The 24,894-nt window shown below is 68.6% G+C and carries 25 protein-coding genes; 10 read left to right on the forward strand and 15 right to left on the reverse strand.

The features are described 5' to 3' along the window. Positions 1-7: 7 nt before the first annotated feature. Positions 8-898, reverse strand: a complete 891-nt coding sequence (locus CRT60_RS34580; RefSeq protein WP_098740856.1) for a GNAT family N-acetyltransferase — start codon at positions 896-898, stop codon at positions 8-10. Between the two features lie 414 nt (positions 899-1,312). Next, positions 1,313-1,726, reverse strand: coding sequence for a Ros/MucR family transcriptional regulator (locus tag CRT60_RS34585; RefSeq protein WP_014249126.1), 414 nt, complete (start codon positions 1,724-1,726; stop codon positions 1,313-1,315). Between the two features lie 89 nt (positions 1,727-1,815). Between CRT60_RS34585 and CRT60_RS34590 the strand changes: the two genes are divergently transcribed. Then, positions 1,816-2,070 (forward strand): sulfurtransferase TusA family protein, encoded by a 255-nt coding sequence (locus CRT60_RS34590; protein ID WP_098740857.1) that lies wholly within the window; start codon positions 1,816-1,818, stop codon positions 2,068-2,070. 3 nt (positions 2,071-2,073) lie between these two features. Here the strand turns inward: CRT60_RS34590 and CRT60_RS34595 are convergent, their stop codons facing one another. Both CRT60_RS34595 and tsaB read right to left on the reverse strand, forming a co-directional pair. Next, on the reverse strand, positions 2,074-2,544 hold the full coding sequence (locus CRT60_RS34595) for a GNAT family N-acetyltransferase (protein ID WP_098740858.1): 471 nt from the start codon (positions 2,542-2,544) through the stop codon (positions 2,074-2,076). After that, positions 2,541-3,308 (reverse strand): tRNA (adenosine(37)-N6)-threonylcarbamoyltransferase complex dimerization subunit type 1 TsaB, encoded by a 768-nt coding sequence (gene tsaB / locus CRT60_RS34600; protein WP_098740859.1) that lies wholly within the window; start codon positions 3,306-3,308, stop codon positions 2,541-2,543. Before tsaB ends, CRT60_RS34595 begins: the two co-directional genes overlap by 4 nt. Before the next feature lie 222 nt (positions 3,309-3,530). Here tsaB and ddpX point away from each other — a divergent pair, with 222 nt between their 5' ends. The 3 genes from ddpX (at position 3,531) to CRT60_RS34615 (ending at position 6,100) form a co-directional block, all read left to right on the forward strand. Then, the gene (gene ddpX, locus CRT60_RS34605) at positions 3,531-4,079 is read left to right on the forward strand and encodes a D-alanyl-D-alanine dipeptidase (protein ID WP_098741182.1); all 549 of its coding nucleotides are present in this window, start codon (positions 3,531-3,533) and stop codon (positions 4,077-4,079) included. Positions 4,080-4,332: 253 nt separating this feature from the next. Then, the gene (locus tag CRT60_RS34610) at positions 4,333-5,385 is read left to right on the forward strand and encodes a polysaccharide deacetylase family protein (RefSeq protein WP_098740860.1); all 1,053 of its coding nucleotides are present in this window, start codon (positions 4,333-4,335) and stop codon (positions 5,383-5,385) included. Positions 5,386-5,545: 160 nt separating this feature from the next. Further along, positions 5,546-6,100 carry a hypothetical protein gene (locus CRT60_RS34615; protein WP_244592908.1) on the forward strand — a complete coding sequence of 185 codons (555 nt, stop codon included), beginning with the start codon at positions 5,546-5,548 and terminating at the stop codon, positions 6,098-6,100. A 95-nt stretch (positions 6,101-6,195) separates the two neighbouring features. Here the strand turns inward: CRT60_RS34615 and CRT60_RS34620 are convergent, their stop codons facing one another. Beyond that, positions 6,196-6,399 (reverse strand): hypothetical protein, encoded by a 204-nt coding sequence (locus CRT60_RS34620; protein WP_098740861.1) that lies wholly within the window; start codon positions 6,397-6,399, stop codon positions 6,196-6,198. 12 nt (positions 6,400-6,411) lie between these two features. Beyond that, positions 6,412-6,696, reverse strand: coding sequence for a hypothetical protein (locus CRT60_RS35970; RefSeq protein ID WP_143273440.1), 285 nt, complete (start codon positions 6,694-6,696; stop codon positions 6,412-6,414). 337 nt (positions 6,697-7,033) lie between these two features. Between CRT60_RS35970 and dnaK the strand changes: the two genes are divergently transcribed. The 3 genes from dnaK (at position 7,034) to CRT60_RS34635 (ending at position 11,663) form a co-directional block, all read left to right on the forward strand. Further along, positions 7,034-8,950 carry a molecular chaperone DnaK gene (gene dnaK, locus CRT60_RS34625; protein WP_098740862.1) on the forward strand — a complete coding sequence of 639 codons (1,917 nt, stop codon included), beginning with the start codon at positions 7,034-7,036 and terminating at the stop codon, positions 8,948-8,950. 151 nt (positions 8,951-9,101) lie between these two features. Further along, positions 9,102-10,253 carry a molecular chaperone DnaJ gene (gene dnaJ, locus CRT60_RS34630; protein WP_098740863.1) on the forward strand — a complete coding sequence of 384 codons (1,152 nt, stop codon included), beginning with the start codon at positions 9,102-9,104 and terminating at the stop codon, positions 10,251-10,253. A 225-nt stretch (positions 10,254-10,478) separates the two neighbouring features. Further along, complete coding sequence (locus tag CRT60_RS34635) at positions 10,479-11,663, forward strand: GGDEF domain-containing protein (RefSeq protein ID WP_098740864.1); 1,185 nt, start codon at positions 10,479-10,481, stop codon at positions 11,661-11,663. A gap of 6 nt (positions 11,664-11,669) precedes the next feature. On the opposite strand, the gene thpR is transcribed toward CRT60_RS34635, so the two are convergent. From thpR to CRT60_RS34655, 4 genes are all read right to left on the reverse strand, one after another. Further along, positions 11,670-12,221 carry an RNA 2',3'-cyclic phosphodiesterase gene (gene thpR / locus CRT60_RS34640; protein WP_098740865.1) on the reverse strand — a complete coding sequence of 184 codons (552 nt, stop codon included), beginning with the start codon at positions 12,219-12,221 and terminating at the stop codon, positions 11,670-11,672. An 80-nt stretch (positions 12,222-12,301) separates the two neighbouring features. Further along, complete coding sequence (locus tag CRT60_RS34645; RefSeq protein WP_098740866.1) at positions 12,302-13,345, reverse strand: NADP(H)-dependent aldo-keto reductase; 1,044 nt, start codon at positions 13,343-13,345, stop codon at positions 12,302-12,304. Between the two features lie 28 nt (positions 13,346-13,373). Beyond that, entirely contained in the window at positions 13,374-14,540 is a 1,167-nt protein-coding gene (locus CRT60_RS34650) for an FIST signal transduction protein (protein ID WP_244592909.1), read from the reverse strand. A 6-nt stretch (positions 14,541-14,546) separates the two neighbouring features. Next, on the reverse strand, positions 14,547-15,167 hold the full coding sequence (locus tag CRT60_RS34655) for an arylesterase (RefSeq protein WP_098740867.1): 621 nt from the start codon (positions 15,165-15,167) through the stop codon (positions 14,547-14,549). Positions 15,168-15,279: 112 nt separating this feature from the next. Here CRT60_RS34655 and CRT60_RS34660 point away from each other — a divergent pair, with 112 nt between their 5' ends. The 3 genes from CRT60_RS34660 to CRT60_RS34670 all read left to right on the forward strand — a co-directional run bounded on the left by CRT60_RS34660 (position 15,280) and on the right by CRT60_RS34670 (position 19,647). Beyond that, complete coding sequence (locus tag CRT60_RS34660) at positions 15,280-16,047, forward strand: ABC transporter ATP-binding protein (protein ID WP_098740868.1); 768 nt, start codon at positions 15,280-15,282, stop codon at positions 16,045-16,047. A 202-nt stretch (positions 16,048-16,249) separates the two neighbouring features. Beyond that, a complete protein-coding gene (locus CRT60_RS34665) occupies positions 16,250-18,775 on the forward strand; it encodes an ABC transporter permease (protein WP_098740869.1) in 2,526 nt (841 codons plus the stop codon). A 146-nt stretch (positions 18,776-18,921) separates the two neighbouring features. Further along, complete coding sequence (locus CRT60_RS34670; protein WP_098740870.1) at positions 18,922-19,647, forward strand: Bax inhibitor-1/YccA family protein; 726 nt, start codon at positions 18,922-18,924, stop codon at positions 19,645-19,647. Positions 19,648-19,734: 87 nt separating this feature from the next. Here the strand turns inward: CRT60_RS34670 and CRT60_RS34675 are convergent, their stop codons facing one another. The 5 genes from CRT60_RS34675 to pstC form a co-directional block, all read right to left on the reverse strand. Beyond that, positions 19,735-20,463, reverse strand: a complete 729-nt coding sequence (locus tag CRT60_RS34675; RefSeq protein ID WP_098740871.1) for an SAM hydrolase/SAM-dependent halogenase family protein — start codon at positions 20,461-20,463, stop codon at positions 19,735-19,737. Positions 20,464-20,533: 70 nt separating this feature from the next. Further along, entirely contained in the window at positions 20,534-21,238 is a 705-nt protein-coding gene (gene phoB / locus CRT60_RS34680; RefSeq protein WP_098741185.1) for a phosphate regulon transcriptional regulator PhoB, read from the reverse strand. Between the two features lie 102 nt (positions 21,239-21,340). Next, entirely contained in the window at positions 21,341-22,087 is a 747-nt protein-coding gene (gene pstB, locus CRT60_RS34685; protein WP_244592953.1) for a phosphate ABC transporter ATP-binding protein PstB, read from the reverse strand. A gap of 101 nt (positions 22,088-22,188) precedes the next feature. Then, on the reverse strand, positions 22,189-23,514 hold the full coding sequence (gene pstA / locus CRT60_RS34690) for a phosphate ABC transporter permease PstA (protein WP_098740873.1): 1,326 nt from the start codon (positions 23,512-23,514) through the stop codon (positions 22,189-22,191). Then, entirely contained in the window at positions 23,507-24,889 is a 1,383-nt protein-coding gene (gene pstC / locus CRT60_RS34695) for a phosphate ABC transporter permease subunit PstC (protein ID WP_098740874.1), read from the reverse strand. Before pstC ends, pstA begins: the two co-directional genes overlap by 8 nt. Between the last annotated feature and the right edge of the window lie 5 nt (positions 24,890-24,894).

Raw genomic sequence — 24,894 nt, forward strand, 5'->3', positions numbered from 1 at the left:
GGGGGCCTCAGCCGGCTTGGCTGTCGCGGCTGCGACGCTCGTAATGCTTGGCATACTTGTCGGTGATCAGATCGCTCTTCACCACGATGCAGACGTCGGTGGTGTTGAACTGATGGTCGATCACGGCACCGTCGCCGATGAAGCCGCCCAGCCGCAGATAGCCCTTGATCAGCGGCGGCAGGATGTTCAGCGCCCGCCGAGGATCGATCTGGTCCTTGGGCATGCGGTCCAGCGACACGAAGCGTTCCGGCAAGGCCGTCGCCCGCAGCTCCGGCGGGGCCAGATGATGATGGTAGAGGTAGGACAGCGGCTCCGCCATCGCATCCGGATCGGTGCCGGGCAGGCTGGCGCAGCCGAACATCAGGGCGATGTCGTGCTGGAACACATAGGCGGCGATGCCCTGCCACAGCAGCTGCATGCTGCCGCGCGACCGATAGCCGGCATCGACACAGGAGCGCCCCAGCTCCAGCACCTCGCCGGGATAGCTGGCGAGGCGGCCGATGTCGTATTCGTCGCTGGAATAGAAACGGCCGACCTTCTCGGCGGCGGGGCGGCGGATCAGACGGTAGGTTCCGACCACCATGTCGGGGCCGTTGCCGCGGGCATGGTCGATGACCAGCAGATGGTCGGCCACACCGTCGTAATCGTCGAAATCACGGGACCGGGCCCGCATCGCCGGAGAGGGAACCGCCGCCATCTCCTCATAGAAGACGCGGTAGCGCAGCGCCTGCGCCCAATCGATCTCTTCCGCCGAGCGGGCCAGCCGCACCTCCAGGGTGCCCAGGCGGATGCCGTCCGTCAGCTTCTCGCCACCGACACCGGGGTCGGGTGCGGACGCCTCGCGCCGCTCCGGGCTAGTCCGGGTCATGCCCGGCTGGTCCAAGCTTGCATCAGCCATGTCGAGGGTCCGCTGCGATGATGGTTCGGGACTATGCGCTGCGCCTCCCTGCCTGCCACCGCCGGGCCACGGCGGCCGGGCCGCAGCGGCTGGGTCGGGACGACAGAGTCGCACGCACCACAAGGCATAACACGATCCGCCGGTTGCCGGTCAACCGACATCGTAGCCGACAGCGCGGCACGCGGTCAGCCGACACCCTGGCCCGGCACCCTTGACCGGCAGCGGATCGGCCTGCATGAATTTCGCAGTTTATGAAGTCTGGAGCGCCGGATCTGTGCGGCGGCGGCGATGCCCTGCCGGACGGGCCACCCGCAGTGAAGGCGGGATGGTCGGGCGCGGGAAGGAAGGGAAGGGGGCGGAAAGGGCGGCGGCACCAGCACGGCACCGGTCCGCCCTGCGGGACCCCCAATCCCCTCAGGCGCCGCGGCGGGCGCGGGTACCGAGACCGATCTGCTTGGCCAGCGAGCTGCGCTGGCGGGCGTAGTTCGGCGCGACCATCGGGTAGTCGGCCGGCAGGCCCCAGCGGTCACGGTATTCTTCTGGGGTCATATTGTACGCCGTCTTGAGATGGCGCTTCAGCATCTTCAGCTTCTTGCCGTCTTCCAGGCACACAATATAGTCCGGCGTGACCGACTTCTTGATCGGCACGGCGGGCTGCGGACGCTCTTCCGCCACCACCGGTTCAGTGCCGACATTGGCCAGCGACTTGTAGACCTGTTCGATCAGAGTCGGAAGATCGGTCAGTGCGACTGTATTGTTGGAGACATGCGCCGCCACGATCTCCGTGGTCAGAGACAACAGCGCGTTGGAAGGGGACCCGTTGCTCATGTAAGCTTGCTCCGCGGCATTCGTACCTCACCATATAAAGAGGTTTCCTGCATCGTGCAATATCCATCCTTTGGAACAAAGAGGAATCGGTGACCGAAAAAATCTCCACAGACTTGTTTCTCGACATCACCTCGCAGGTTTGTCCGTTAACCTTCGTCAAGACCAAGTTGATGGTGGAGCGGATGGACGCGGGGCAGACCCTCGAAGTCCGGCTGAATGCCGGCGAACCCTTGGAAAACGTTCCACGATCCTTGATCGAGTTGGGTCACAGCATTCTGTCTGTCCACCCCGAACGAATGGATGAGCCGGACGGGGTCCATCGCCTGATCGTGCAGAAAAATTAACCCCTATGCCCCGTCAAGATTGCGGCGCAGGACAAGTGCCGCGACCCGTCCATCCGGTCGTTTGTAGTATCCAGGGCGGCGTCCGACCGAAAAAAAGCCGCTGGCCTTGTATAGACTCGAAGCTGCCGGGTTATCCTCGGCGACTTCAAGAAACAATGCAGTCGCACCCAGGTCCTGCGATCCGCCGACCGCAGCCTCCACCAGCAGGCGGCCGATGCCGGTGCGGCGGGCCTGCGGCAGCACGCCGATGGCGAGGATCTCCGCATCCTCCGCCGCGACCCGGGCCATCACGAAACCGAGCGGCCGGTCCCGGTCATCGAGGGCGATGGCGGCGAAGCCGGCCGGCGGGACGATCAGGGTGGCGACCGACGCCTCGTCCCAGGGATCGTCCGGGAAGCAGGCCTGCTGCAGGGCCGCCACCACACCGGCCTCCAGCAGGCCGGCAGGGTGGAGGCGGACGGCGGCGACGGTCATGCCGCGGCTCCGCCCGGTACGGCTTCGCTCCCTGGCCTGGCTGCCGCGGTCTTCGGCCCCCCCGTTTTCGGCCCCCCCGCCTTCGGCAGGGTGACGTCGGGCGGACGGAGATAGAAGGGTTCGGCGGGCAGGCCGGTGGGGCGGACGGCCCCGAGCGCCGCCACCACGGCGGCATCCGGCAGCCCGTCGCCGGACGCCAGCGCCAGATCGGCACGCCCGGCCAGCAGCGGCGCCACCGCCGCCGCCGCGTCGCCGGCCAGCAGCAGCGGCCCGGACGGGTAGAGCCCGTCGAGCCAGCCGGGGATCGCCGCCGGATCGGGCATCGCCGGATCGCCGACTGGGGCCGGCGCCGCGTCGTACAGTTGAAGGAAGGGTTCCGCCCGCCGGCTGTCGACGGCAACCAGCAGGAACCGGCCGGCACGCTCGGCGGCCGGCACGCCGTGGGCGATGGCGTCGAAGCTGGTGATGCCGATCACCGGCAGATCCTGGGCGACGGCGATGCCGCGCGCGGCGGCCAGCGCGATGCGCAGCCCGGTGAAGGCGCCCGGCCCGACGGTGACGGCGATGCGGTCGAGCCCGGCGAAACCGGCGCCGGCCTCGGCCAGCACCTCCTGCGCCAGCGGCACCAGCACTTCGGCCTGCCCGCGCGCCATCGGCGGGCTGCGCCGGACGGTCACGCGCGCGCCGCTATCCTGACCGGCCGTTCCATTCCACAAGGCCGCCGAACAGCCGGACGTGGCCGTATCCAGACCCAGAACCTTCATCACCCCACCTTCCTTGCCGCCGCGACCCGCGGACGGCCCGTTCATAATACGCAAGCCCAGCCGCCACGGATTTCCATCCCGCCCGGCATTCCCGCCAAAACGGCATTCCCCCGAAACGGACCCCGCCCGCATGGGAATGGCAGACCCGCGACCATGGCAGACGGCGCCGCGGCCATGCTACAGGACGATCGTCTTCCCCATACGCCGACGGTTGCCCTGTTCATGCTGACCGAGATCACGCCTCCGGCCTTCGACATCGACCTGGAGCTTCTCTACGCCACCGCCGACAACCTGTCGGGCATGCCGATCTACCGCTCGGCGGTGTGCATGCTGCACCCCGACGCGGCCCGCCGGCTCGCCGACGCCATCCGGCTGGCCCGCGGCATCGGCTGCCGGCTGCGGGTCTACGATGCCTTCCGCCCGGCGGAGGCGCAATGGAGGCTTTGGCATGCCTTCCCCGACCCCACCTATATCGCCGACCCGCGGCTGGGGTCCAACCACACCCGCGGCGTGGCGATCGACCTGACGCTGGTGGATGCCGCCGGCGCGCCTCTGGACATGGGCACCGGGTTCGATGCGATGACCGAGCGGTCGCACCATGGCCGCAGCGACCTGACCGCCGAACAGCAGCGCAACCGCGCCCTGCTGCTGGGCGTGATGGTGGGGGCGGGCTGGGAGCATTACCCCTCGGAATGGTGGCACTACCAGCTGCCGGATGCCGAACGCTACCCTCTGCTGACCGACGCCGCGGCGGGCGGCCGGCTGATGTAGGAACAGGGGCCGCCGGTATCGGCCCGAACCATCCCCCGAACTCAACTGCCCAGGCTCGTTTGCCCAGCCTCGTTTGCCCAAGCTCATTTCCACGTGTGCTGCGCCGCAGGCGTTCCATTGTTGCACGCGCGCACCGCATCTCTGCTCTCCGCAGGAAAGCGGCGGACAGCGCTTGTTCGCAGGACGGGGACTGTGGCACATCATTTGCGTTGGGGCGGAGGTCGCCCCAATCAGCCTTTTCCGCAAGGGCGCCATGCCGTTCCGTCGTGCCGTCTCGGTAGTCGCCGCCGCCGCGCTGTCCATCTGGACCGCGTTCGTGCCGGTGTCCCGGCCCGCCGCCGCCGAAGCCGCCTCTCCGCAGGGCGCCAGCGCGGTGGTGTTCGCCTATGACCGCTTCGGCGAGGACCAGAACCCGTCGATCAGCATCCGCATCGACCAGTTCGAAGCCCATCTGGACGAGCTGACCGACGGCGATTACACCGTCCTGCCCCTGCCGAAGATCCTGGACGCCCTGCGCACCGGCAAACCCTTGCCCGACCGCACCGTGGCGATCACCATCGACGAGGCCAGCCGCTCCGCCTTCACCGAGGCGTGGCCGCGGCTGAAGGCGGCCAATCTGCCCTTCACCCTGTTCGTCGCCACCGACGCGGTGGACCGCGGCTCCCCCGCCCACATGACCTGGGGCGAAATCCGCCAGCTGGCGGCGGCCGGCGTCACCATCGGGGCGCTCGGCACCTCCACCCAGTCGATGCTGGCGCGCAGCCCGGACCAGCTGGCCGCCGACCTGCGCCGGATGTCCGACCGCTTCCAGGCGGAGCTGGGGCGGCGCCCGGCGGTCCTGGCCTATCCGCAGGGCGAATATTCGCTGGCGGTGCGGCAGATGGTGATCGACCAGGGCTTCACCGCCGCCTTCGGCCAGCAGTCCGGGGTTCTGCATCCGCAGGCCGATCCCTGGAGCCTGCCGCGCTTCGTCATGAACGAGACCTACGGCAGCGCCGACCGGTTCGAGCTGGCGGCCAACGCGCTGCCGCTGCCGGTGTCGGACCTGACGCCCGACGACCCGCTGGTCGCCGTCAACCCGCCGCCGCTGGGCTTCACCATCGCCGACGGGGTGGGCGACAGCTCCAAGCTGGCCTGCTTCGCCACCGGCCAGGGCCGCACCGCGCTGGAACGCATCGCCGAGGACCGGGTGGAGGTCCGCATCCGCGATCCCTTCCCGCCGGGCCGTGCCCGCGTCAACTGCACGCTGCCGGCCGCCGACGGCCGCTGGCGCTGGCTGGGCGTGCAGTTCCTGATCCCGGAATAACCGGCCGCACCCACAGTTTCCAGGGCCGATTCCGGGGCATTTCCGACCGCATCGATCTGGCATTGGCTGCCGGTTCCGCCGCGCCTATGGTGCCCCTCCCGGCGTGCCGTCGCGAGGCGCGCCGCGGTTTCCAGAAATGGGCGATTTTCGGGAGCGGGCCATGGCCGACGACACCTATTCACCAAGCGGGCCAGGGGGCAGACAGGGGAGCGGGCAAGACAGCGCCCACGGCTCCGACATCGGCTGGGCCGACACGGTGCGGTTCCGGCTGCCGGCCGGCTGGGCCGTCGATGTGGAGGAGCATGAAGGGCAGCCGGTGGGCACCTTCCGGCCGCCGCCGCCGGCCGCGGGCGTTCTGCGGCTGGTGACCGACCGGGTGGCGCCGCGCCCGGACTCCGGCGGCACCGCCGCAACCTTGCAGGAGATGGCTCTGCGCTTTGTCCGGCCGCAGGACCAGCGGGCGGGGGACCGGACCGTGGACAGCCGGGCCGACGGCGCCGTGATCGCCCAGGCGATGATGCGGACGGAAGAGGACGGCCGGGCGGAGACGCATTATCTGTGGCTGGTCGGTGCGGAGCGCGCCGATGCGGCAGGACCGGTCGCCGCGGTCGCCATGTTCAGCTTCGCGCTGCCCGACCTGATGGATGGCGACGAATCCTGCGCCGAGATGCTGGGCCGGATCGACGACGCCATCCGCAATGCGGAGATTTTGTGAGGCGGCAGGTTTTGTGAGGCGGAAAGGCATCCGCCTCTTCGGGACAGGGTTACTGCAACACGGTCTGCGGCGACACGGTCACGGGCGAGCGCCGGTCAGCAGTGGCCGGCGCCGGTGGCCATCAGCGCCTTCATGCGCAGCGCATGCGGGTCGTGGGCGACGGCGGCCTCTTCGGCCGCAAGGGCGGCGAGGCTGAGGAAGCGCACCAGATCGTCCAGATCGCATCGCGTGGCGTCGCTCATCAGGCTGTCGAGGCAGGACTTGATGGCCAGGGCCACGTCGCGTCGTTCGTCCATCATCGCGCTTCCCTTTCACACCTGTGTGACCAGCATCGCAATTGAACCGCGCGGTTCGGCGGCGGCAGCGGCAGCATTGCCGGCCCCTTCCCTTGCGGTCATTCCCAATGGACAAACGAGATAGCATATTCCCTTTAGGTTTTCACTATTAGATTCTCCAAAACTTGAATAATCATAGCAACTGCGAATTGATTGCACAGAGCTTTGCACGCGGTTGCTTGTTAATGAAAGGTTAACTTCCTTGACTAGTTCATGAGCTAAGCATTTATCTCTTGTAACACCTGTGACGATTTGAATCATTGCGCTTGAATATCGGGATACTCGTCCTTGCGTACTTGAATACGTAGGTATTCTATTGCCAGGAGCAACAGGACGGCGGCGGTGTGGCAAAGGGTGTCGGGGGAGCGTTTTTTCCCCGCTTTTGCAGGCCGAAAGGCGCGCCACCCTGTTGCAGCCCGAAACGGCTCCGCCTATATCTCCGCCAGCACGGGCCGGACCCGGGGGCATCGCTTTCATGTGTCGCCCCCGGACACCAGGACCCCAAGCGCTCCACCGACGTTTCACCGACCCTATGGGGATCGCGGCGGTGCCGGACCAGACGGGCCGCCACGCATCTGCCGAACGAAAGAGGCTGAACATGAGCAAAGTGATTGGTATCGACCTCGGCACCACGAACTCGTGCGTCGCCGTGATGGAAGGCGGCAGCGCCAAGGTGATCGAGAACGCCGAGGGCGCGCGGACGACGCCGTCCATGGTCGCCTTCAGCCAGGGCGGCGAGCGGCTGATCGGCCAGCCCGCCAAGCGCCAGGCGGTCACCAATCCGGAAAACACCCTCTTCGCCATCAAGCGTCTGATCGGCCGCCGCTTCGACGATCCGCTGACGAAGAAGGACCAGGGCCTGGTTCCCTACCGCATCATCTCCGGCGACAACGGCGACGCCTGGGTCGAGGCGCACTCCAAGAAGTACAGCCCCAGCCAGATCAGCGCCTTCATCCTCACCAAGATGAAGGAGACCGCCGAGAACTATCTGGGCGAGAAGGTCACGCAGGCGGTCATCACCGTCCCGGCCTACTTCAACGACAGCCAGCGCCAGGCCACCAAGGACGCCGGCAAGATCGCCGGGCTGGAAGTCCTGCGCATCATCAACGAGCCGACGGCCGCGGCACTGGCCTACGGCATGGAGAAGAAGGGGTCCGGCACCGTCGCGGTCTATGACCTGGGCGGCGGCACCTTCGACATCTCCGTGCTGGAGATCGGCGACGGCGTCTTCGAGGTGAAGTCGACCAACGGCGACACCTTCCTGGGCGGCGAGGACTTCGACAGCCGGATCATCGAGTATCTCGCGGACGAGTTCGCCAAGGAGCAGGGCATCGACCTGCGCAAGGACAAGCTCGCGCTCCAGCGCCTCAAGGAGGCCGCGGAAAAGGCGAAGATCGAGCTGTCGTCCACCACGCAGACCGAAGTCAACCTGCCCTTCATCACCGCCGACCAGACCGGTCCGAAGCACCTCAACATCAAGCTGACCCGCGCCAAGCTGGAAGCCCTGGTGGACGAGCTGGTGCAGCGCACGATCGAGCCCTGCAAGGCGGCCCTGAAGGACGCCGGCCTGAAGGCCAGCGAGATCGACGAGGTGATCCTGGTCGGCGGCATGACCCGCATGCCCAAGGTCATCGACGCGGTGAAGCAGTTCTTCGGCCGTGAACCGCACCGCGGCGTCAACCCGGACGAGGTGGTCGCCATCGGCGCCGCCATCCAGGGCGGCGTGCTGAAGGGCGAGGTCAAGGACGTCCTGCTGCTCGACGTCACCCCGCTGTCGCTGGGCATCGAGACGCTGGGCGGCGTCTTCACCCGCCTGATCGACCGCAACACCACGGTGCCGACGAAGAAGAGCCAGACCTTCTCGACCGCCGAGGACAACCAGAACGCCGTCACCATCCGCGTCTTCCAGGGCGAGCGCGAGATGGCGGCCGACAACAAGATGCTGGGCCAGTTCGATCTGGTCGGCATCCCGCCGGCCCCGCGCGGCGTGCCGCAGGTCGAGGTGACCTTCGACATCGACGCCAACGGCATCGTCAGCGTCACGGCGAAGGACAAGGCGACCGGCAAGGAGCAGCAGATCCGCATCCAGGCCTCGGGCGGCCTGTCGGACGCCGACATCCAGAAGATGGTGAAGGACGCCGAGGCCCACTCGGCCGACGACAAGAAGCGCCGCGAGCTGGTCGACGCCCGCAACCATGCCGACGCCCTGATCCACACCACCGAGCGGACCATCAAGGAGAACGGCGACAAGATCCCGGCCTCCGACAAGACCGCCGCGGAGGCTGCCGTCGCCGAACTGAAGTCGGTGCTGGACAGCGAGGATCTGGAAGGCATCAAGGCGAAGACCGAGGCCCTGGCCCAGGTTTCGATGAAGCTGGGCGAGGCGATGTACAAGGCCGGCCAGGGCGAGGCCCCGGCTGCGGGCGGCGAGGCGCCGGGCGCCCAGCCGAACGAGCCGGGCGTCGTCGACGCCGACTTCGAAGAGGTCCAGGACGACAAGAAGAAGTCGGCCTGATCTTAAGGCCAGCTTCTTTTTGATACGGACCTGACGCGAGCATCGATGGCCCGCCGCCTTTCCCCGGCGGCGGGCCTTCGGTATGCTGGGGTCAGGCTCCGACGCGACGCGGACAGTTTGGACCAGAACGACTCAAAGGCGGTCGGCCCCCATGGCGAAACAGGATTATTACGAGCTGCTCGGTGTGGCGAAGAGCGCCAGCGCGGATGAGCTGAAAAAGGCTTATCGCAAGATGGCGATGCAGTACCACCCGGACCGCAACCAGGGTGACAAGGACGCCGAGCAGAAGTTCAAGGAAATCAGCGAGGCGTATGACGTCCTGAAGGACGATCAGAAGCGCGCGGCCTACGACCGGTTCGGCCACGCCGCCTTCGAGAATGGCCGTGGTCCGGGTCCCGGTGCGGGCGCCGGCGGCTTCAACTTCGACTTCGGCGGCGGCGGCGGCTTCGCCGACATCTTCGACGAGATGTTCGGCGAGTTCATGGGCGGGCGCCGCGGCGGCGGCGGCACGTCCGGCCGCGGCCAGGACCTGCGCTACAATCTGGAGATCGGGCTGGAGGACGCCTTCAAGGGCACCCAGACCACCATCCGCGTGCCCACCACCGTGCAGTGCGACGGCTGCAACGGGTCGGGCGCCGCGGCGGGAACCCAGCCGATCACCTGTCCGACCTGCCAGGGCCACGGCAAGGTGCGGGCGCAGCAGGGCTTCTTCACCATCGAGCGGACCTGCCCCGGCTGCCACGGCGCCGGCAAGGTCATCAAGGACGCCTGCAAGACCTGCGGCGGCTCCGGCCGGCTGCGCAAGGAGAAAACCCTTCAGGTCAACATCCCCGCCGGCGTCGAGGACGGCACCCGCATCCGTCTGGCCGGCGAGGGCGAGGCGGGTCTGCGCGGCGCACCGGCCGGCGACCTCTACATCTTCCTGGCGCTGGCGCCGCACCCGATCTTCCAGCGCGACGGCGCCAACATCCACTGCCGGGTGCCAATCCCGATGACCACGGCGGCGCTCGGCGGGGCGGTGGAGGTGCCGACCATCGACGGCAGCCGCACCAAGGTGACGGTGCCGCCGGGCACCCAGTCGGGCCACCAGTTCCGCATCAAGGGCAAGGGCATGTCGGTGCTGCGCAGCGCCCAGCGCGGCGACATGTACATCCAGGCGGTGGTGGAAACCCCGGTGAACCTGACCAAGCGCCAGCAGGAACTGCTGCGCGAGTTCGAAGGTGCCGCCAAGGAAGGGTCGAACCCGCAGTCGGAGGGCTTCTTCGCCAAGGTGAAGGAGCTTTGGGAAGACCTGAAGGACTGATCCCGGCCATCGCCGTGGACAAATCGGACCTGTCTGGACGGGCGGCGCGTCGGTGATGCGCCGCCCGTTACTTTTTGTCGCATGCTGGGATCTTTGTATATTTTCCACGGCTGCCGAGCGGTTTTTGCGCGAAAGCCGTTGAAGGGGCGGTCATGCACGTGTAATCACCCAGCATGGCTAATCCATTGGCGACACGTCCGGCCGGTGCCGGGGGCAGGCTGCCGTATGCGGGTTGAGAGGCTTCTCGCCGCGCTGGTCGACGCCTTCGTCCGCAGCGACGAACTGCCCGATCTGATCCTGCCGGCGGGCCACTCGCCGATCCTGCAACGCCGCCGCGCCGCGATGATCCAGTCGCGCGTCCGCATGGTGGCACTGATCTTCGGCATCCTGACGCCGCTGTGGATCGCCATCGACGTCACCGTCTTCGAATGGTCGCTGGCGATCTGGCTGATCCTGCTGCGCCTGACCGCCAGCGCCGCCTTCCTGGCGCTCGCCTTCGACCGCCGGTCCTGCGAGGACATGAGATGCGCCTGGTGGCGGCTGGCGGCGCTGCTGGCGATCCCGACCGTCTTCTTCGCCGTCTCCCACCCGCTGCTCTACAATCAGGGGGTCGATGACCTGCGCATCGCCGTCAGCGCCGGCTACGGCTATCTGCCCTTCGTGATGGTGGCGGGGCTCAGCGTCTTTCCGCTGACCGCGCTGGAAGGGGCGCTGTTCGCGGCACCGATGCTGGGCGCCCATCTGGCCGCCGGCTTCTACGGCTCGCTGGTGATGCCGTTCCCCTCATACATCAGCGCACTGTGGCTCTTGGCGCTGATCGCGGTGGTGGCGACGCTGGCGGCGATCAGCCAGCTGCATTTCATGATCGCGCTGCTGGAGCAGGCGGCGCACGACGCGCTGACCGGCGCCTTCTCCCGCCGGATCGGGGAGGAGTTGCTGAAACTCCAGGTCGCCCATGCCGAGCGGGCGACGCAGCCGCTGACGGCGATCTTCGTCGATCTGGACGACTTCAAGGCGGTCAACGACCGCTATGGCCATGAGGAGGGCGACCGCGTCCTGCGCCATGCCGCCAACACCATCCGCAGCCTGCTGCGCCAGTCCGACGCCCTGATCCGCTGGGGCGGCGAGGAGTTCCTGGTCGTCATGCCCGACACCCCGGTGGACGGCGCGATGATCGCGGTGGAGCGCATGCGCCGCGCCGGCTTCGGCAAGCGGCCGGACGGCAGTTTGCAGACCGCCAGCATCGGCGTCGCCGAACAGACGGCCGACCGTCCCGCCGATTGGGAAGCGCTGGTGGAGCTGGCGGATCAGCGCATGTACCGCGCCAAGCAGGACGGCAAGGACCGGGTGGTCGTCAGCGGCACCGGCGTGAAGCCGGACGCCGATCCCTGGGACAGCATCACCGCCTGAACGCGGTCAGCCGCCCACAGCGCCGTCCAGCGGATAGTCCCGCAACGCTTCATAGACGGCGCCGCCGTTGCCGAGATGGCTGCGGTAGAGGGTCAGGCGGTCGACCGGCATCGGGCCGGCGCGGAACAGGCCGCGGTCGGACAGGAAGCGGCCGATGCGGTCGGCCGGCGCATCCTTCAGCCGGGCCAGCGTGATGTGGGGGGAGAATTTCCGCTCCTCCGCCGGCAGGCCGCAGCGAACGATGGCGGACTCGACCTTGGCCTGGAGATGGGCCAGCGCCTCGTTGCGCTCCACCCCGGCCCACAGCACCCGCGCCTTGCGGCCGGAGCCGAACACGCCGACCCCGTCGAAGGTGAGCGCGAAGGCCGGCGCCCGCAGCTCCGCCAGGGCGGCGTCGATGTCCATCGCCTGATCCTCCGGCACCTCGCCGATGAAGCGCAGGGTCAGGTGCATGGTGTCAGGCTCGGTCCAGCGCGCGCCGGGCACCCCGCCGCCCAGCCCGGCCAGCCGCCGGCGAACCTCCTCCGTCAGGTCGAGCGCGACGAACAGGCGGAGCATGGGGCACCTCCAGACTTACAGGGCCGGTTGCTGCAACGGGCCCGCCCCGCTGGGGGAAAGGGGGCGGGCTGTAAGACAGCTTACGGGCACGGATCCGGCATGCGGTTGTGCACGGCGTCGATCTCCGCCATCACCTCGGGCGACAGGGTCAGGCCGATGGAGTCGATGTTGGAGATCAGCGTCTCCATTGTCGTCGCCCCGATCAGCGAGGAGGTGACGAAGGGCTGCTGCAGCGTGAAGGCGATGGCCATCTGGTTGGGCGCCAGCCCATGGCGGCGGGCGATGTCCAGATAGGCCTCCGTCCCCGCGTCGGCATTGACCGTGTTGTAGCGCGACGGCCGGTGGTCGAGCGAACGGCGGCTGCCCGGCGGAATGGCGCCGTTCAGGTACTTGCCGGTCAGCGTGCCGGCGGCGAGCGGCGAGTAGGCCAGCAGCCCGACATCCTCGCGCAGAGCCACCTCCGACAAGCCGTTCTCGAAGGTCCGGTTCAGCAGGTTGTAGGCGTTCTGGATCGATGCGACGCGCGGCAGCCCAGCCACCTCGGCAGCGCGCAGGTAGCGCATGACGCCCCACGGGCTTTCGTTCGACAGGCCGACATGGCGGATCTTGCCGGCCTGCACCAGTTCGGCCAGCGCCGCCAGCGTCTCCTCGATCGGAACGGCGTCCTGCTCGGGCTTGTGCTTGTAGGTGCGGACGCCGAAGCGGTTGGTGACGCGGTCGGGCCAATGGATCTGGTAGAGGTCGATATAGTCGGTCTTCAGCCGCGACAGGCTGGCCTCCACCGCCGCGAAGAGGTTGGCGCGGTCGAGCCGCGACTTGCCCTCGCGTATCCAGCCGAAGCCGCCGGCCGGCAGGCCGATGATCTTGCTGGCGAGGATCACCCGGTCACGCTTGCCGCGCGACTGGAACCAGCTGCCGATCACCTCCTCGGTTTTGCCATAGGTGTCGGCGGTCGGCGGGATGGCGTACATCTCCGCCGTGTCCCAGAAGTTGATGCCGCGGTCGAGCGCCGCGTCCATCTGGGCATGGCCTTCCGCCTCGGTGTTCTGACGGCCCCAGGTCATGGTGCCCAGGCCGATGGCGCTGACCGACAGGCCGGTGCGGCCAAGCGGACGATACTGCATCCGGAACGTTCCTTATTCGAAATGATCTTTACAGAAACAGCGTCAGCACGCCGGTGTAGCCATAGAGCCGGTTGTGCGACACCTCGCCGGAGGCGAAGAAGCCGGTCAGCGGGATGTCGCCGAAGACCTCGCGGATCATCGACAGCTCGGCATTGGCGGCACCGAACAGGCTGGGGCCGCGGGCGATGCAGCTGACATACACCGCCCCCTTCGGCGTCGCCTTCACCCGTTTCTTGAGGCTGTCCAGCATCCGCCGCATGTCGGCGGCGGCGGTTTCCGCATCGCGGCGGGTGAACATCACCGTCTGGCCGGTGGTGACCCGTTCGGCGATGGAGAGCCAGCCGGCGCGCGGGTCGATGGCGATCAGGTCGCGCACCAGATAATCCTGGGTGTCGGAGCCGGCGATGGGCAGCCCGGCGCAGATCAGCCCGGCCACCTGCCGCAGGTCGGCGGCAAGCTCCGGCCCGATGTCCTCCTTGAACACGTCGAGCGCCGGGCGGCCGTCGATCTCCAGGATCACGTTGTCGTCGCTGGCGGTGACGGTGCGCGTCGGTCCGATCGGGCGGCAGCCCTGGGTCAGCGCGGTGGCGACCGGCAGCTGCGGCGCGAACAGCATGCCCGACACGCCGCCCTCGGTGACCGGGTCGGCATCCTCGGCCCCGGCGGCGATCTGCGGGAACTCCCCGCGCGAGGCGGTCAGGCCGCCGACCAGGAAGACGCCGGCCTCCTCCGACAAACGGGCGACCAGCCCGGCCATGTCGGCATGGTGCGGATCGACATGGACCAGCGCCAGCGCCGCGCCATGCTTGTCCAGCCAGCCGCCGGCACTGCCGCGCAGCGGCTCCAGCCCGTCGGTCAGGGTGGGGAACAGGCGGAAGCTGTCCTCCGGCAGGCGGGCGGCCATGATCGCCAGCCCCGGCTCGTCGAACAGGGCGGCGCCGTTCGCCATCACGCCGATGCCGGCGGTGCCGACCCAATGGCGGATGCCGGTGACGCCGCGCAGCAGGGTGACGATGCTGGTGGCATGCTCCGCCAGCCCGTCGGTCAGATAGAGGAAACCGAGGTTGCAGCCGGCGACCGGCCCCAGCCGGTCGAGGCAGGCCTTGACCGTCGGTCCCCATTCCGCCCCGGCGGCGCAGGCGGCGGTAAAGCGGGTGTCGCTGTCCAGGGGCACGGTCACGGGGGTTACGGTCATGGCGGGTCAGCCTCCGGTCTTTTCTGTAGTCTTCTGGATTTGCGGCAGGCTGTCGAGCAGGGCGGTGACAGAGGGCAGGATGCGCTCGACGATCACCGCCACGCCCTGGGCGTTGGGGTGCAGCCCGTCCGGCTGGATCAGCGCCTGCTGCAACGCCACCCCGTCGAGGAAGAAGGGATAGAGCGGCACATCGTAGGTCTTGGCGAGATCCGGGTAGATGGCGTTGAAGCTGTCGGTGTAGGGCTTGCCCAGGCTTGGCGAGGCGAACATGCCGGCCAGCAGGGTCGGCACCTTGCGCTCCTTCAGCGTCTTCAGGATGGCGTCGAGGTTGGCCCTGGCCTGACCGGGGTCGAGCCCGCGCAGCATGTCGTTGGCGCCCAGCTCGACGATGGCGGCGTCCGGCTTGTCGGCCAGCGCCCAGTCCAGCCGCGCCCGCCCGCCGGCGGTGGTGTCGCCCGACACGCCGGCATTGACGACGGTGACGCTGTAGCCTTTCGCCGCCAGCGCCTTTTCCAGCTGGCGGGTGAAGCCCTGCGGTTCCGGCAACCCATAGCCGGCGGTCAGGCTGTCGCCCAGCGCCAGCAGCTTCACCGGCTGCGCGGCAACCGCGCGGGTCGGAACGGTCATCGATGCCCCTGCGGCGAAAAGAAAGGCGAGCGCCACGCCAAGGGCGCCCGTGTTGAAAGCCCGGCGGGTCGTGCCATATGGCGATGGTCCATTCCGCTTGTGCGAGTGTCGCATGTCCAAGGCTCAGTCCCCTGCAACGTCGTCAAATTCCATCGCCCGCTCTTCAAACGAAATCATCGTTGAACTCGACGACGTCCACCTGAAATTGGACAGCGGCGCCGGACCCGTCAACATCCTGCGCGGCGTGAATCTTCAGGTGTCGGCCGGCGAGCGGGTCGGCGTCGTCGGCCCCAGCGGCTCCGGCAAGTCGACCATGATGATGGTGATGGCCGGGCTGGAGCGCCCCAGCGGCGGCCTCATCCGCGTCGCCGGCCAGGATCTGGGGAAGCTGGACGAGGACGGTCTGGCGCGCTTCCGCCGCCAGCATGTAGGCATCGTCTTCCAGGCTTTCCATCTGGTGCCGACAATGACAGCGCTGGAGAATGTCGCCATCCCGCTGGAATTTGCCGGGGTCGCCGACGCCTTCGACCGCGCCCGCGTCGGGCTGGAGCAGGTGGGGCTGGGCCACCGCATCCACCATTATCCCGGCCAGCTGTCGGGCGGCGAGCAGCAGCGCACGGCGCTCGCCCGCGCCTTCGTCACCGAGCCGTCGCTTCTGCTGGCCGACGAGCCGACCGGCAACCTCGACATCGACACCGGCGCCACCATCGTCAAGCTGCTGTTCGATCTGGCCGAGCGGCGCGGCACGACGCTGGTGCTGATCACCCACGACCAGAGCCTCGCCGCGCGCTGCGACCGCACGGTGCGTCTGGCCGACGGGCGGATCGCCGACGACGGGCAGGCGGCCCGGCGCGCGAAACTGCAGGCGGCGGGGGAGTGAGGGGGATGGCTGGACTGATGCGGACCGTTTCTCCCTCTCCCCCCCGGGGAGAGGGTCGGGGTGAGGGGGACGCACGGCGTGGCGTTGCTCGGCGTGCAACGCCCTCGTCACTGAAACAATCCTCGCCACGCATCCCCCTCACCCTAACCCTCTCCACGGGGGGGAGAGGGGACAGGCGCGGGTGCGAGCGGAGGGCGACGCAATGATCAACCTCAGCCTCGCGCTCCGGCTTGCCCGGCGGGAGCTGCGCACCGGCCTGAAAGGGTTCTGGGTCTTCCTCGCCTGCCTCGCCCTTGGCGTCGCCGCCATCGCCGCGGTGCAGTCGGTGTCGAGCGGGCTGCTCGACGGGCTGGCGAGCGACGGGCGCTCGATCCTCGGCGGCGACGTCGCGTTGCGGCAACTCTACAATCCGCCGGCCGACGAGCAGATGGCGGCGCTGAAGGCCGGTGGCCGGGTGTCGACCTCCGCCGAGATGCGGGCGATGGCCCGCGCGGATGACGACGTCCGCTCCTCGCTGGTCGAGCTGAAGGCGGTCGACAATGTCTATCCGCTCTACGGCGCGGTGACGCTGGAAGGCGGCGGCGACCTGCGCGACGCGCTGGCGCAGAAGGACGGCCGCTGGGGTGCCGTGGTCGAGGCCAGTCTGGTTGACCGGCTGGGCATCAAGCCCGGCGACACCATCCATGTCGGCGAAGGCGCCTATCGCGTCGCCGCCGTGCTGGACCGCGAGCCGGACCGCGCCTCATCCAACGCCTTCTCGCTCGGGCCGCGCCTGCTGGTGGCGCTGCCGTCGCTGGCGAACACCGGGTTGCTGCAACCCGGCAGCCTCACCTGGTGGAGCACCAAGGTGGCGCTGCCGCCGGACACCGATCTCAAGGCCTGGCAGGAGGGCTTGCGCGCCCGCTTCCCCGATGCGCCCTGGCGGATGCGCGACTACACCAACGCCTCGCCGCAGATCGAGCGCTTCATCGACCGCATGACGCTGTTCCTGACGCTGGTCGGGCTGACCGCGCTGCTGGTCGGTGGCGTCGGGGTCGGCAACGCGGTGCGCAGCCATCTCGATTCGCGTGCCCGCACCATCGCCATGATGAAGTGCATCGGCGCGCCCGGCGCCCTGGTCTTCCAGCTCTATCTGGCGCAGATCCTGGCGCTGGCCCTGCTGGGCATCGTCATCGGGCTGGCGCTGGGTGCGGTGGCGCCGCTGGCGCTGGGCCGGCTGCTCGACGGCGTGCTGCCGGTGTCGGCCCATATCGGCGTCTATCCCGGCGCCCTGGCGCTCGCCGCCCTCTATGGCGTGCTGACGGCGCTGACCTTCTCGCTGTGGCCGCTCGGCCGGGCGCGCGAGGTGCCGGCGGGCGCCCTGTTCCGCGACGTGATCGCCCCGGCCGGCGGCCGGCCGCGCACGCCCTACACGGTTGCGATGATCGTGTCGGCCCTGGCGCTCGCCGGGCTGGCGGTGCTGACCGCCCACAACAAGATCTTCGCCCTGTGGTTCGTCGGCGGCTCCATCGCCACCTTCCTCGCCTTCCGCGCCGCCGCCGCCCTGGTCACCTGGGGCGCGGCGCGGGTGGGGCGCGTCAGGCGTCCGGGCCTGCGTCTGGCGCTCGCCAACCTGCACCGGCCGGGCAACCCGACGGCGGCGGTGGTGCTGTCGCTGGGTCTCGGCCTGACGGTGCTGGTCGCCATCGCGCTGATCCAGGGCAACTTCTCCCGCCGGGTGTCGGAGACGATCCCGCAGGACGCCCCCGCCTTCTTCTTCGTCGACATCCAGCGCGACCAGTTCGATCCCTTGCGCGAGCTCGTCACCGCCGTCCCCGGCGCCAGCGCCTTCGAGGCGGTGCCGAGCCTGCGCGGCCGGATCGAGCGGGTGAACGGCGAGGACGCCGAAAAGGCGCTGGTCAACCCGGAACAGGCCTGGATCCTGGCCGGCGACCGCGGCATCACCTATTCGGCGACGCTGCCGAAACACTCAACCGTCACCGCCGGCAGCTGGTGGCCGACCGACTATGCCGGGCCGCCGCTGATCTCGATCCATCAGAGCGTCGCCGAGGCCTTCGGCATCGGTCCCGGCGCCACCATGACCGTCAACATCCTGGGCCGCAGCTTCGAGGCCAAGGTCGCCAACGTGCGGTCGGCCGATTTCAGCAGCATGGCGATCAACTTCACCATGGTCTTCGCCCCCGGCACGCTGGAGGGGGCGCCGCAGACCTGGGTCGCCACCGTCCGCGCCACGCCCGATGCCGAAACCCAGGTGCAGCGCGCCGTCCTGCAACGCTTCCCCAACATCACCATGGTGCGGGTGAAGGACGCGCTCGACACGGTGGCGGAGATGCTGGGCCATATCGGCACCGCGGTGCGCATCGTCGCCGGCATCACGCTGGCCGCCGGCACGCTAGTGCTGGCCGGTGCGGTCGCCGCCGGCCACCGCCGCCGGGTCTACGACGCGGTGGTGCTGAAGGTTCTGGGGGCCACCCGCGGCGACGTGCTGCGCGCCTTCCTGCTGGAATACGGGCTGCTGGGACTGCTGACCGCGGTCATCGCCGGCATCATCGGCACGCTGACCGCGTGGGCGGTGCTGAAGTTCCTGATGCATTGGGAATGGAGCTTCCTGCCGTCGGCGGTCATCACCACCGCTTTGCTGAGCACGGCGATCACGCTGGCTTTCGGGTTCTATGGTACTTGGCGGGCTCTGGGCCAGCCTTCGGCGCCATTGCTTCGGAACGAGTGACTCCCGTATGATGAACCCGCAGGAAAAACGAATCGTGAAAGCTTTTTCATCTGGAAAAAGCGCCGTCGATTCCTATTGAACCGCATGGCGGACTCGCCAATATGTCCTGCGACGGGATCACCCAATTCCACCGAGGAAACCAAACCATGGCAGACCCGACCTATAACCGCTTCGCGACCGCAGGCCGCGCGACAGATCGGGGATACTTCGACGAAGGCCTGCGTCAGCACATGCTGCGCGTGTACAACTACATGGGTGCCGGCCTGATCCTGACGGGTCTGGTCGCCGCACTCGTGTCGTCCAGCCCGGCCATGATGGCCACCATCTTCGGCACCCCGCTGAAGTGGGTGGTGATGCTGGCCCCGCTCGCCTTCGTCATGGTGCTGTCCTTCGGCATTCAGCGCCTGTCCTTCGCATCGGCACAGATGATCTTCTGGGCCTACTGCGGTGCGATGGGCCTGTCGATGTCGGCCATCTTCCTGGTCTTCACCGGGGCGTCGATCGCGCTGACCTTCTTCGTCACCGCCGCGACCTTCCTGGCGATGAGCCTCTACGGCTACACCACGAAGGCCGACCTGTCGAAGATGGGCTCGTTCCTGATGATGGGCGTCATCGGCCTGGTGATCGCCGGCCTGGCGAACATCTTCTTCCAGTCGCCGGCCCTGCACTTCGCGATCTCCGCCATCGGCGTGCTGATCTTCACCGGCCTGACCGCCTATGACACCCAGTCGATCAAGGAAAGCTACGCCGAGGGCTACGATCACGAGAGCACCGGCAAGCTGGCCCTGATGGGCGCCCTGACGCTGTACCTGGACTTCATCAACCTGTTCCAGTTCCTGCTGCAGTTCCTGGGCCAGCGCAACAACGACTGATCCCGAGACGCCTGATCGGACAAGCATCGGATCAAGCAGCCGCCGCCCGGAAGCACCCGCTTCCGGGCGGTTTTCTTTTGGGCCGGCTCAGGGCTCCACGGTCACCGTGTCGCCGACCTTGAGACCCAGCACACGGTCGGCCCGCCCGCGGTTGACGGCGATCTCCGCCAGCCCGTTGGAGTTTTCGTACCACAGCGGCTGCCCCGGCCCGACGGCACCGAAGGTGCGGGCGCGGGCGATGCGGGTTCCGCCTGCGGTCAGTATCGCATCGGCGGGCAGGGCGGAGGCCCGCAGGCCGGTCATGGCGTTGCCGTAGACATCGACATAGACGATGCGCGGCAGCTCGTCCGGCCAGTCCGGGCGGTCGATGGCGGCGGGATCGAGCGGGCTGCGTGCGACGGACCTGCCGGTCGCGAGACTGGCGGCGACGGGGGCGAACAGGTCGCGGCCGTGGAAGCTGGCGGACAGCCGGTCCGGAATCCAGTCGATTGTCCAGGCGTTTAGCGACGTTGCGCGGCGGGCGAGCAGGGCGAACAGGCCATTGTCCGGTCCGACGAACCAGCGCCCGTCGGCCTCCACCATCACCGGCCGCCGGTCGGTGCCGACACCGGGATCGACGACAGAGAGAAAGACGCTGCCGGCCGGGAAGGCCGGGGCGTAGGCCGCCAGCAGATAGGCGGAAAGCTGCGGGTCGAAGGCGGGGGCGTCGGCGAACAGGTCGATGGCCGGCACGCCGGGCGCCTGTTGCGCCAACACCGCCTTCATCTGGCCGGTGTAGGGGCCGGAAAGCCCGAAATCGGTGAAGAGCAGGATCATGAGGGCACGGGGGGCATGGGTGGCAGTCTCACCAGTGCTGCGGTGGTTCTGCCCCCATCCTACCCCGCACTCACATCGACTTGGTATCCAGCGCGTAGCCGGCCGACCGCACGGTGCGGATCAGGTCCAGCTCGTCCTCTTCGTTCATCGCCTTGCGCAGGCGGCGGATGTGTACGTCGACCGTACGCGGCTCGACGTACACGTCATGGCCCCACACCAGATCGAGCAGCTGTTCGCGCGAGAAGACACGGCCGGCATGCTGCATGAAATGGCGCAGCAGGCGGAATTCGGTCGGGCCGAGATGTACGTCCCGGCCGTTGCGGCGGACACGGTGGGCGGCCAGATCCATCGTCACGTCGGCGAAGGTCAGCACCTCGTCGGTCATGCCGGGAGAGGCGCGGCGCAGCACGGCGCGCATGCGGGCGACCAGCTCGGTCGGGGAGAAGGGCTTGGTGATGTAGTCGTCGGCGCCGGAATTCAGGCCGCGCACCCGGTCGCCTTCCTCGCCGCGGGCGGTCAGCATGATGATCGGGATGTCTCGGGTTTTGGCGTTGCGGCGCAGCTGGCGGCAGACCTCCAGCCCGCTCATCAGCGGCAGCATCCAGTCCAGCAGGACGATGTGCGGCGTCTGCTCGCCGGCGGCCAGCAGGGCCTCCTCGCCGTCGCTGGCGGTGGCGACGCGGAAGCCTTCCTTTTCCAGGTTGTACTTCAGCAGCGTCAGGATGTCGGCCTCGTCCTCGACGATCAGGACGAGCGGCTTCAGGGCCGCGTTCATGGTGGCTCCGTTCACAGCGCGCGTCTCGACGTTAACCGGCATGGCACAGCCTTTTCAACAAAGGAGGGAAGAGGGGCGGGCATCGGGCACACAGGGCAGGGCTCAGCCATAGCGGCCGGTGATGTAGCCCTGGGTGCGCTCGTCACGCGGGTTGGTGAAGATTTCCTCGGTGTCGTCGCACTCCACCATTTCGCCCAGATGGAAGAAGGCGGTGCGCTGCGACACGCGGGCGGCCTGCTGCATGTTGTGGGTGACGATGACGATGGTGTAGTTGGCCCGCAGCTCGTCGATCAGCTCCTCGATGTGGGCGGTCGCGATGGGGTCGAGCGCCGAGCAGGGCTCGTCCATCAGGATCACCTCGGGGCTGACGGCGATGGCGCGGGCGATGCACAGCCGCTGCTGCTGGCCGCCGGACAGGCCGGTGCCGGGTTCGCGCAGCCGGTCCTTCACCTCCGCCCACAGCCCGGCGCGCTTCAGCGAGGTCTGCACCACCTCGTCCAGCTCGTCCCGGCCGGAGGCCAGGCCATGGATGCGCGGGCCGTAGGCGACGTTGTCGTAGATCGACTTCGGAAAGGGGTTCGGCTTCTGGAACACCATGCCGACGCGGGCGCGCAGCTGCACCGCATCGACCGCCTTGCCGTAAACGTCCTCGCCGTCGAGCGCGATCTGCCCTTCGACCCGGCAGCCCTCGACGGTGTCGTTCATCCGGTTCAGGCAGCGCAGGAAGGTCGACTTGCCGCAGCCGGACGGGCCGATCAGCGCCAGCACCCGGTTTTCCCGGATGTCGAGGTCGATGCCCTTCAACGCCTGCTTGGCCCCGTAGAACACCTTCACCCCGCGGGCGGTCATCTTGTTGGGCAATGCTGCACCCGCGCGTTGACCGGCACGCTCGTCGGCGCGGGGCCGCAGCTTCAGCGGGTTCTGAATGCTGCCTGGAATGCTCATGGCGCTCACCACCGTCTCTCGAAAATCTTGCGCAGGATCACGGCCGCGCCGTTCAGCAGGATCAGGACGCCGAGCAGGATCAGGATCGCCGCCGAGGTGCGCTCGGTGAAGGCCCGCTCCGGACTGTCGGCCCACATGTAGATCTGCACCGGCAGCACCGTGGCGCTGTCGGTCAGCCCGTGCGGAATGTCGACGATGAAGGCGACCATGCCGATCATCAGCAGCGGCGCCGTCTCGCCCAGCGCGCGGGCCATGCCGATGATGGTGCCGGTCAGGATGCCGGGCATCGCCAGCGGCAGCACATGGTGCAGCACCGTCTGCAGGGGCGAGGCGCCGATACCCAGCGCCGCCTGACGGATCGACGGCGGCACCGCCTTCAGCGCGACGCGGGACGCGATGATGATGACCGGCAGCGTCATCAGCGCCATCACCAGCCCGCCGACCAGCGGGGCCGAGCGCGGCATGCCGAAGAATCCCAGGAACACGGCGAGGCCGAGCAGGCCGAAGATGATCGACGGCACCGCGGCGAGGTTGTTGATGTTCACCTCGATCAGGTCGGTCCAGCGGTTTCTGGCTGCGAACTCCTCCAGATAGACCGCGGCGGCGATGCCGGTCGGCACCGACAGCGCCATGGTCACCAGCAGGGTCAGCAGCGAGCCGGCGATGGCGCCGCCGATGCCGGCCTGTTCCGGCTCCCGGCTGTCGCCGGCGGTGAACAGGGTGGTGTTGAAGCCCTGCGCCAGCGCACCCGACGCCAGCAGCGCGTCGGCGGCGGCGACCCTGGCGTCGCTGATCCCGCGCTCGCTCTCCGGCAGGTCGCGGCGGTAGGCGCCCTTCACCAGCTGGTCGATCTGGTCGTCGGCGCGGACCCAGATTGTCTGCGTCGTGCCGGCCAGCGCCGGGTTCTTCGCCACCATCGCCTCCAGCTCGTAGGGCGCGCCCGACGACAGCAGGTCGTTCAGCACGCGGCGGCCGGCGCGGTCGGTGACCTGGGGGAACTGGGCGTAGAGCGCCCGGCGCAGCGGGGCGGTGTAGTTGCGGTCGGCGACCTCCGCCGGGTCGAGCGTCACCTCCAGCCGGATGCGCGCTTCCCAAAAGGCACTGGCGCCCTTGGCGACGATGGAGCCCAGCAGCAGCACCAGCATCAGCGCCGCCAGCGCCACCGCCGCGGCGCCGGCCAGCCGGAAGCGGCGCTCCGCGGCATGGCGGGCGCGCAGGCGGCGGGCGAAGGCCTCGCCGCGCAGGCGCGACTTCGGCGCGGTGGAGGGGCCAGAGGAGGAAGCATGGGAGGGCGTCACGGCCGCCGCGTCCCGCTCGACGAGGTCAGTCATATTTTTCCCGATAGGTCCGGACCACCCGCAGGGCGACCATGTTGAGGCAGAGCGTGACGAGGAACAGCACGAGGCCGAGGCCGAAGGCCGACAGCGTCTTCGGGCTGTCGAACTCCTGGTCGCCGACCAGCAGCGTGGCGATCTGGGTGGTGACGGTGGTGACCGCCTGCAACGGGTTGGCGGTCATGTTGGCGGTCAGGCCCGACGCCATGGTGACGATCATCGTCTCGCCGATGGCGCGGCTGACCGCCAGCATCACCGCGGCGACGATGCCGGGCAGGGCGGCGGGCAGCACGACCTGTTTGATGGTCTCCGACTTGGTGGCGCCGAGGCCGTAGGAGCCGTCGCGCAAGCTCTGCGGCACCGCGTTGATGACGTCGTCCGACAGCGAGCTGACGAAGGGGATGATCATCACCCCCATGACGATGCCGGCGGCGAGCGCCGATTCCGAACTGACGTCCAGCCCCAGCGCCTCGCCGACCGAGCGCACGAAGGGCGCCATCGTCAGTGCTGCGAAGAAGCCGTAGACCACGGTCGGGATGCCGGCCAGGATTTCCAAAGCCGGCTTCAGCCAGGTGCGCACGCCGCGACCGGCATATTCCGACATGTAGATCGCCGCCATCAGCCCGACCGGCACCGCCACCAGCATGGCGATCACCGTGATCAGCAGCGTGCCGGCGAACAGCGGGATGGCGCCGAAGGAGCCGCTGGAGCCGACCTGATCGGCCCGCATCGCCATCTGCGGGCTCCAATGGGTGCCGAACAGGAAGTCGAGCGGCGAGACGACGCTGAAGAAGCGCAGCGCTTCGAACAGCAGCGACAGCACGATGCCGACCGTGGTCAGGATGGCGACCAGCGAGCAGACGACCAGCGCCACCCGCACCACCCGCTCCACTGCCGGGCGGGCGCGCAGGTCCGGTCCGATGCGGTGACGGCCCCAGGCGAGCCCGGCAATGGCGAGGCTGGCACCGACGGCCAGCAGGCTCCAGCCGGCGAGGTCGCGGAAGCCAGCGTAGCGGCGCGCCGCCTCGACCACCAGCGGATCGGCCTCGCGCCCGGTCGAGATGCCGTGGGCGAGGTTGAGGATGTCGGCCTTCAGCAGGGCGACCGACTGGCCGTCGCCGGTGGTCAGCCGGTCCGGCAGGGCCGACAGCACCAGCTGGATGGCGAGCCAGCCTTCCGACGCCGTCCAGGCGACGAACAGCAGCAGCGCGGGCAGCCCGGCCCACAGCGCGACATAGACGCCGTGGTAGGAGGGGACCGAATGCAGCTCCGCCACCCGCCCGCCGACGGACGCCGCCGCCCGCGACCGGCCGATCATGAAGCCGATCACGGTGAGCAGGGCCAGGATCAGGGCGAGGAGGGTCAGCTGCATGCGGG

It is taken from the genome of Azospirillum palustre (assembly GCF_002573965.1).
Lineage (GTDB): Bacteria > Pseudomonadota > Alphaproteobacteria > Azospirillales > Azospirillaceae > Azospirillum > Azospirillum palustre.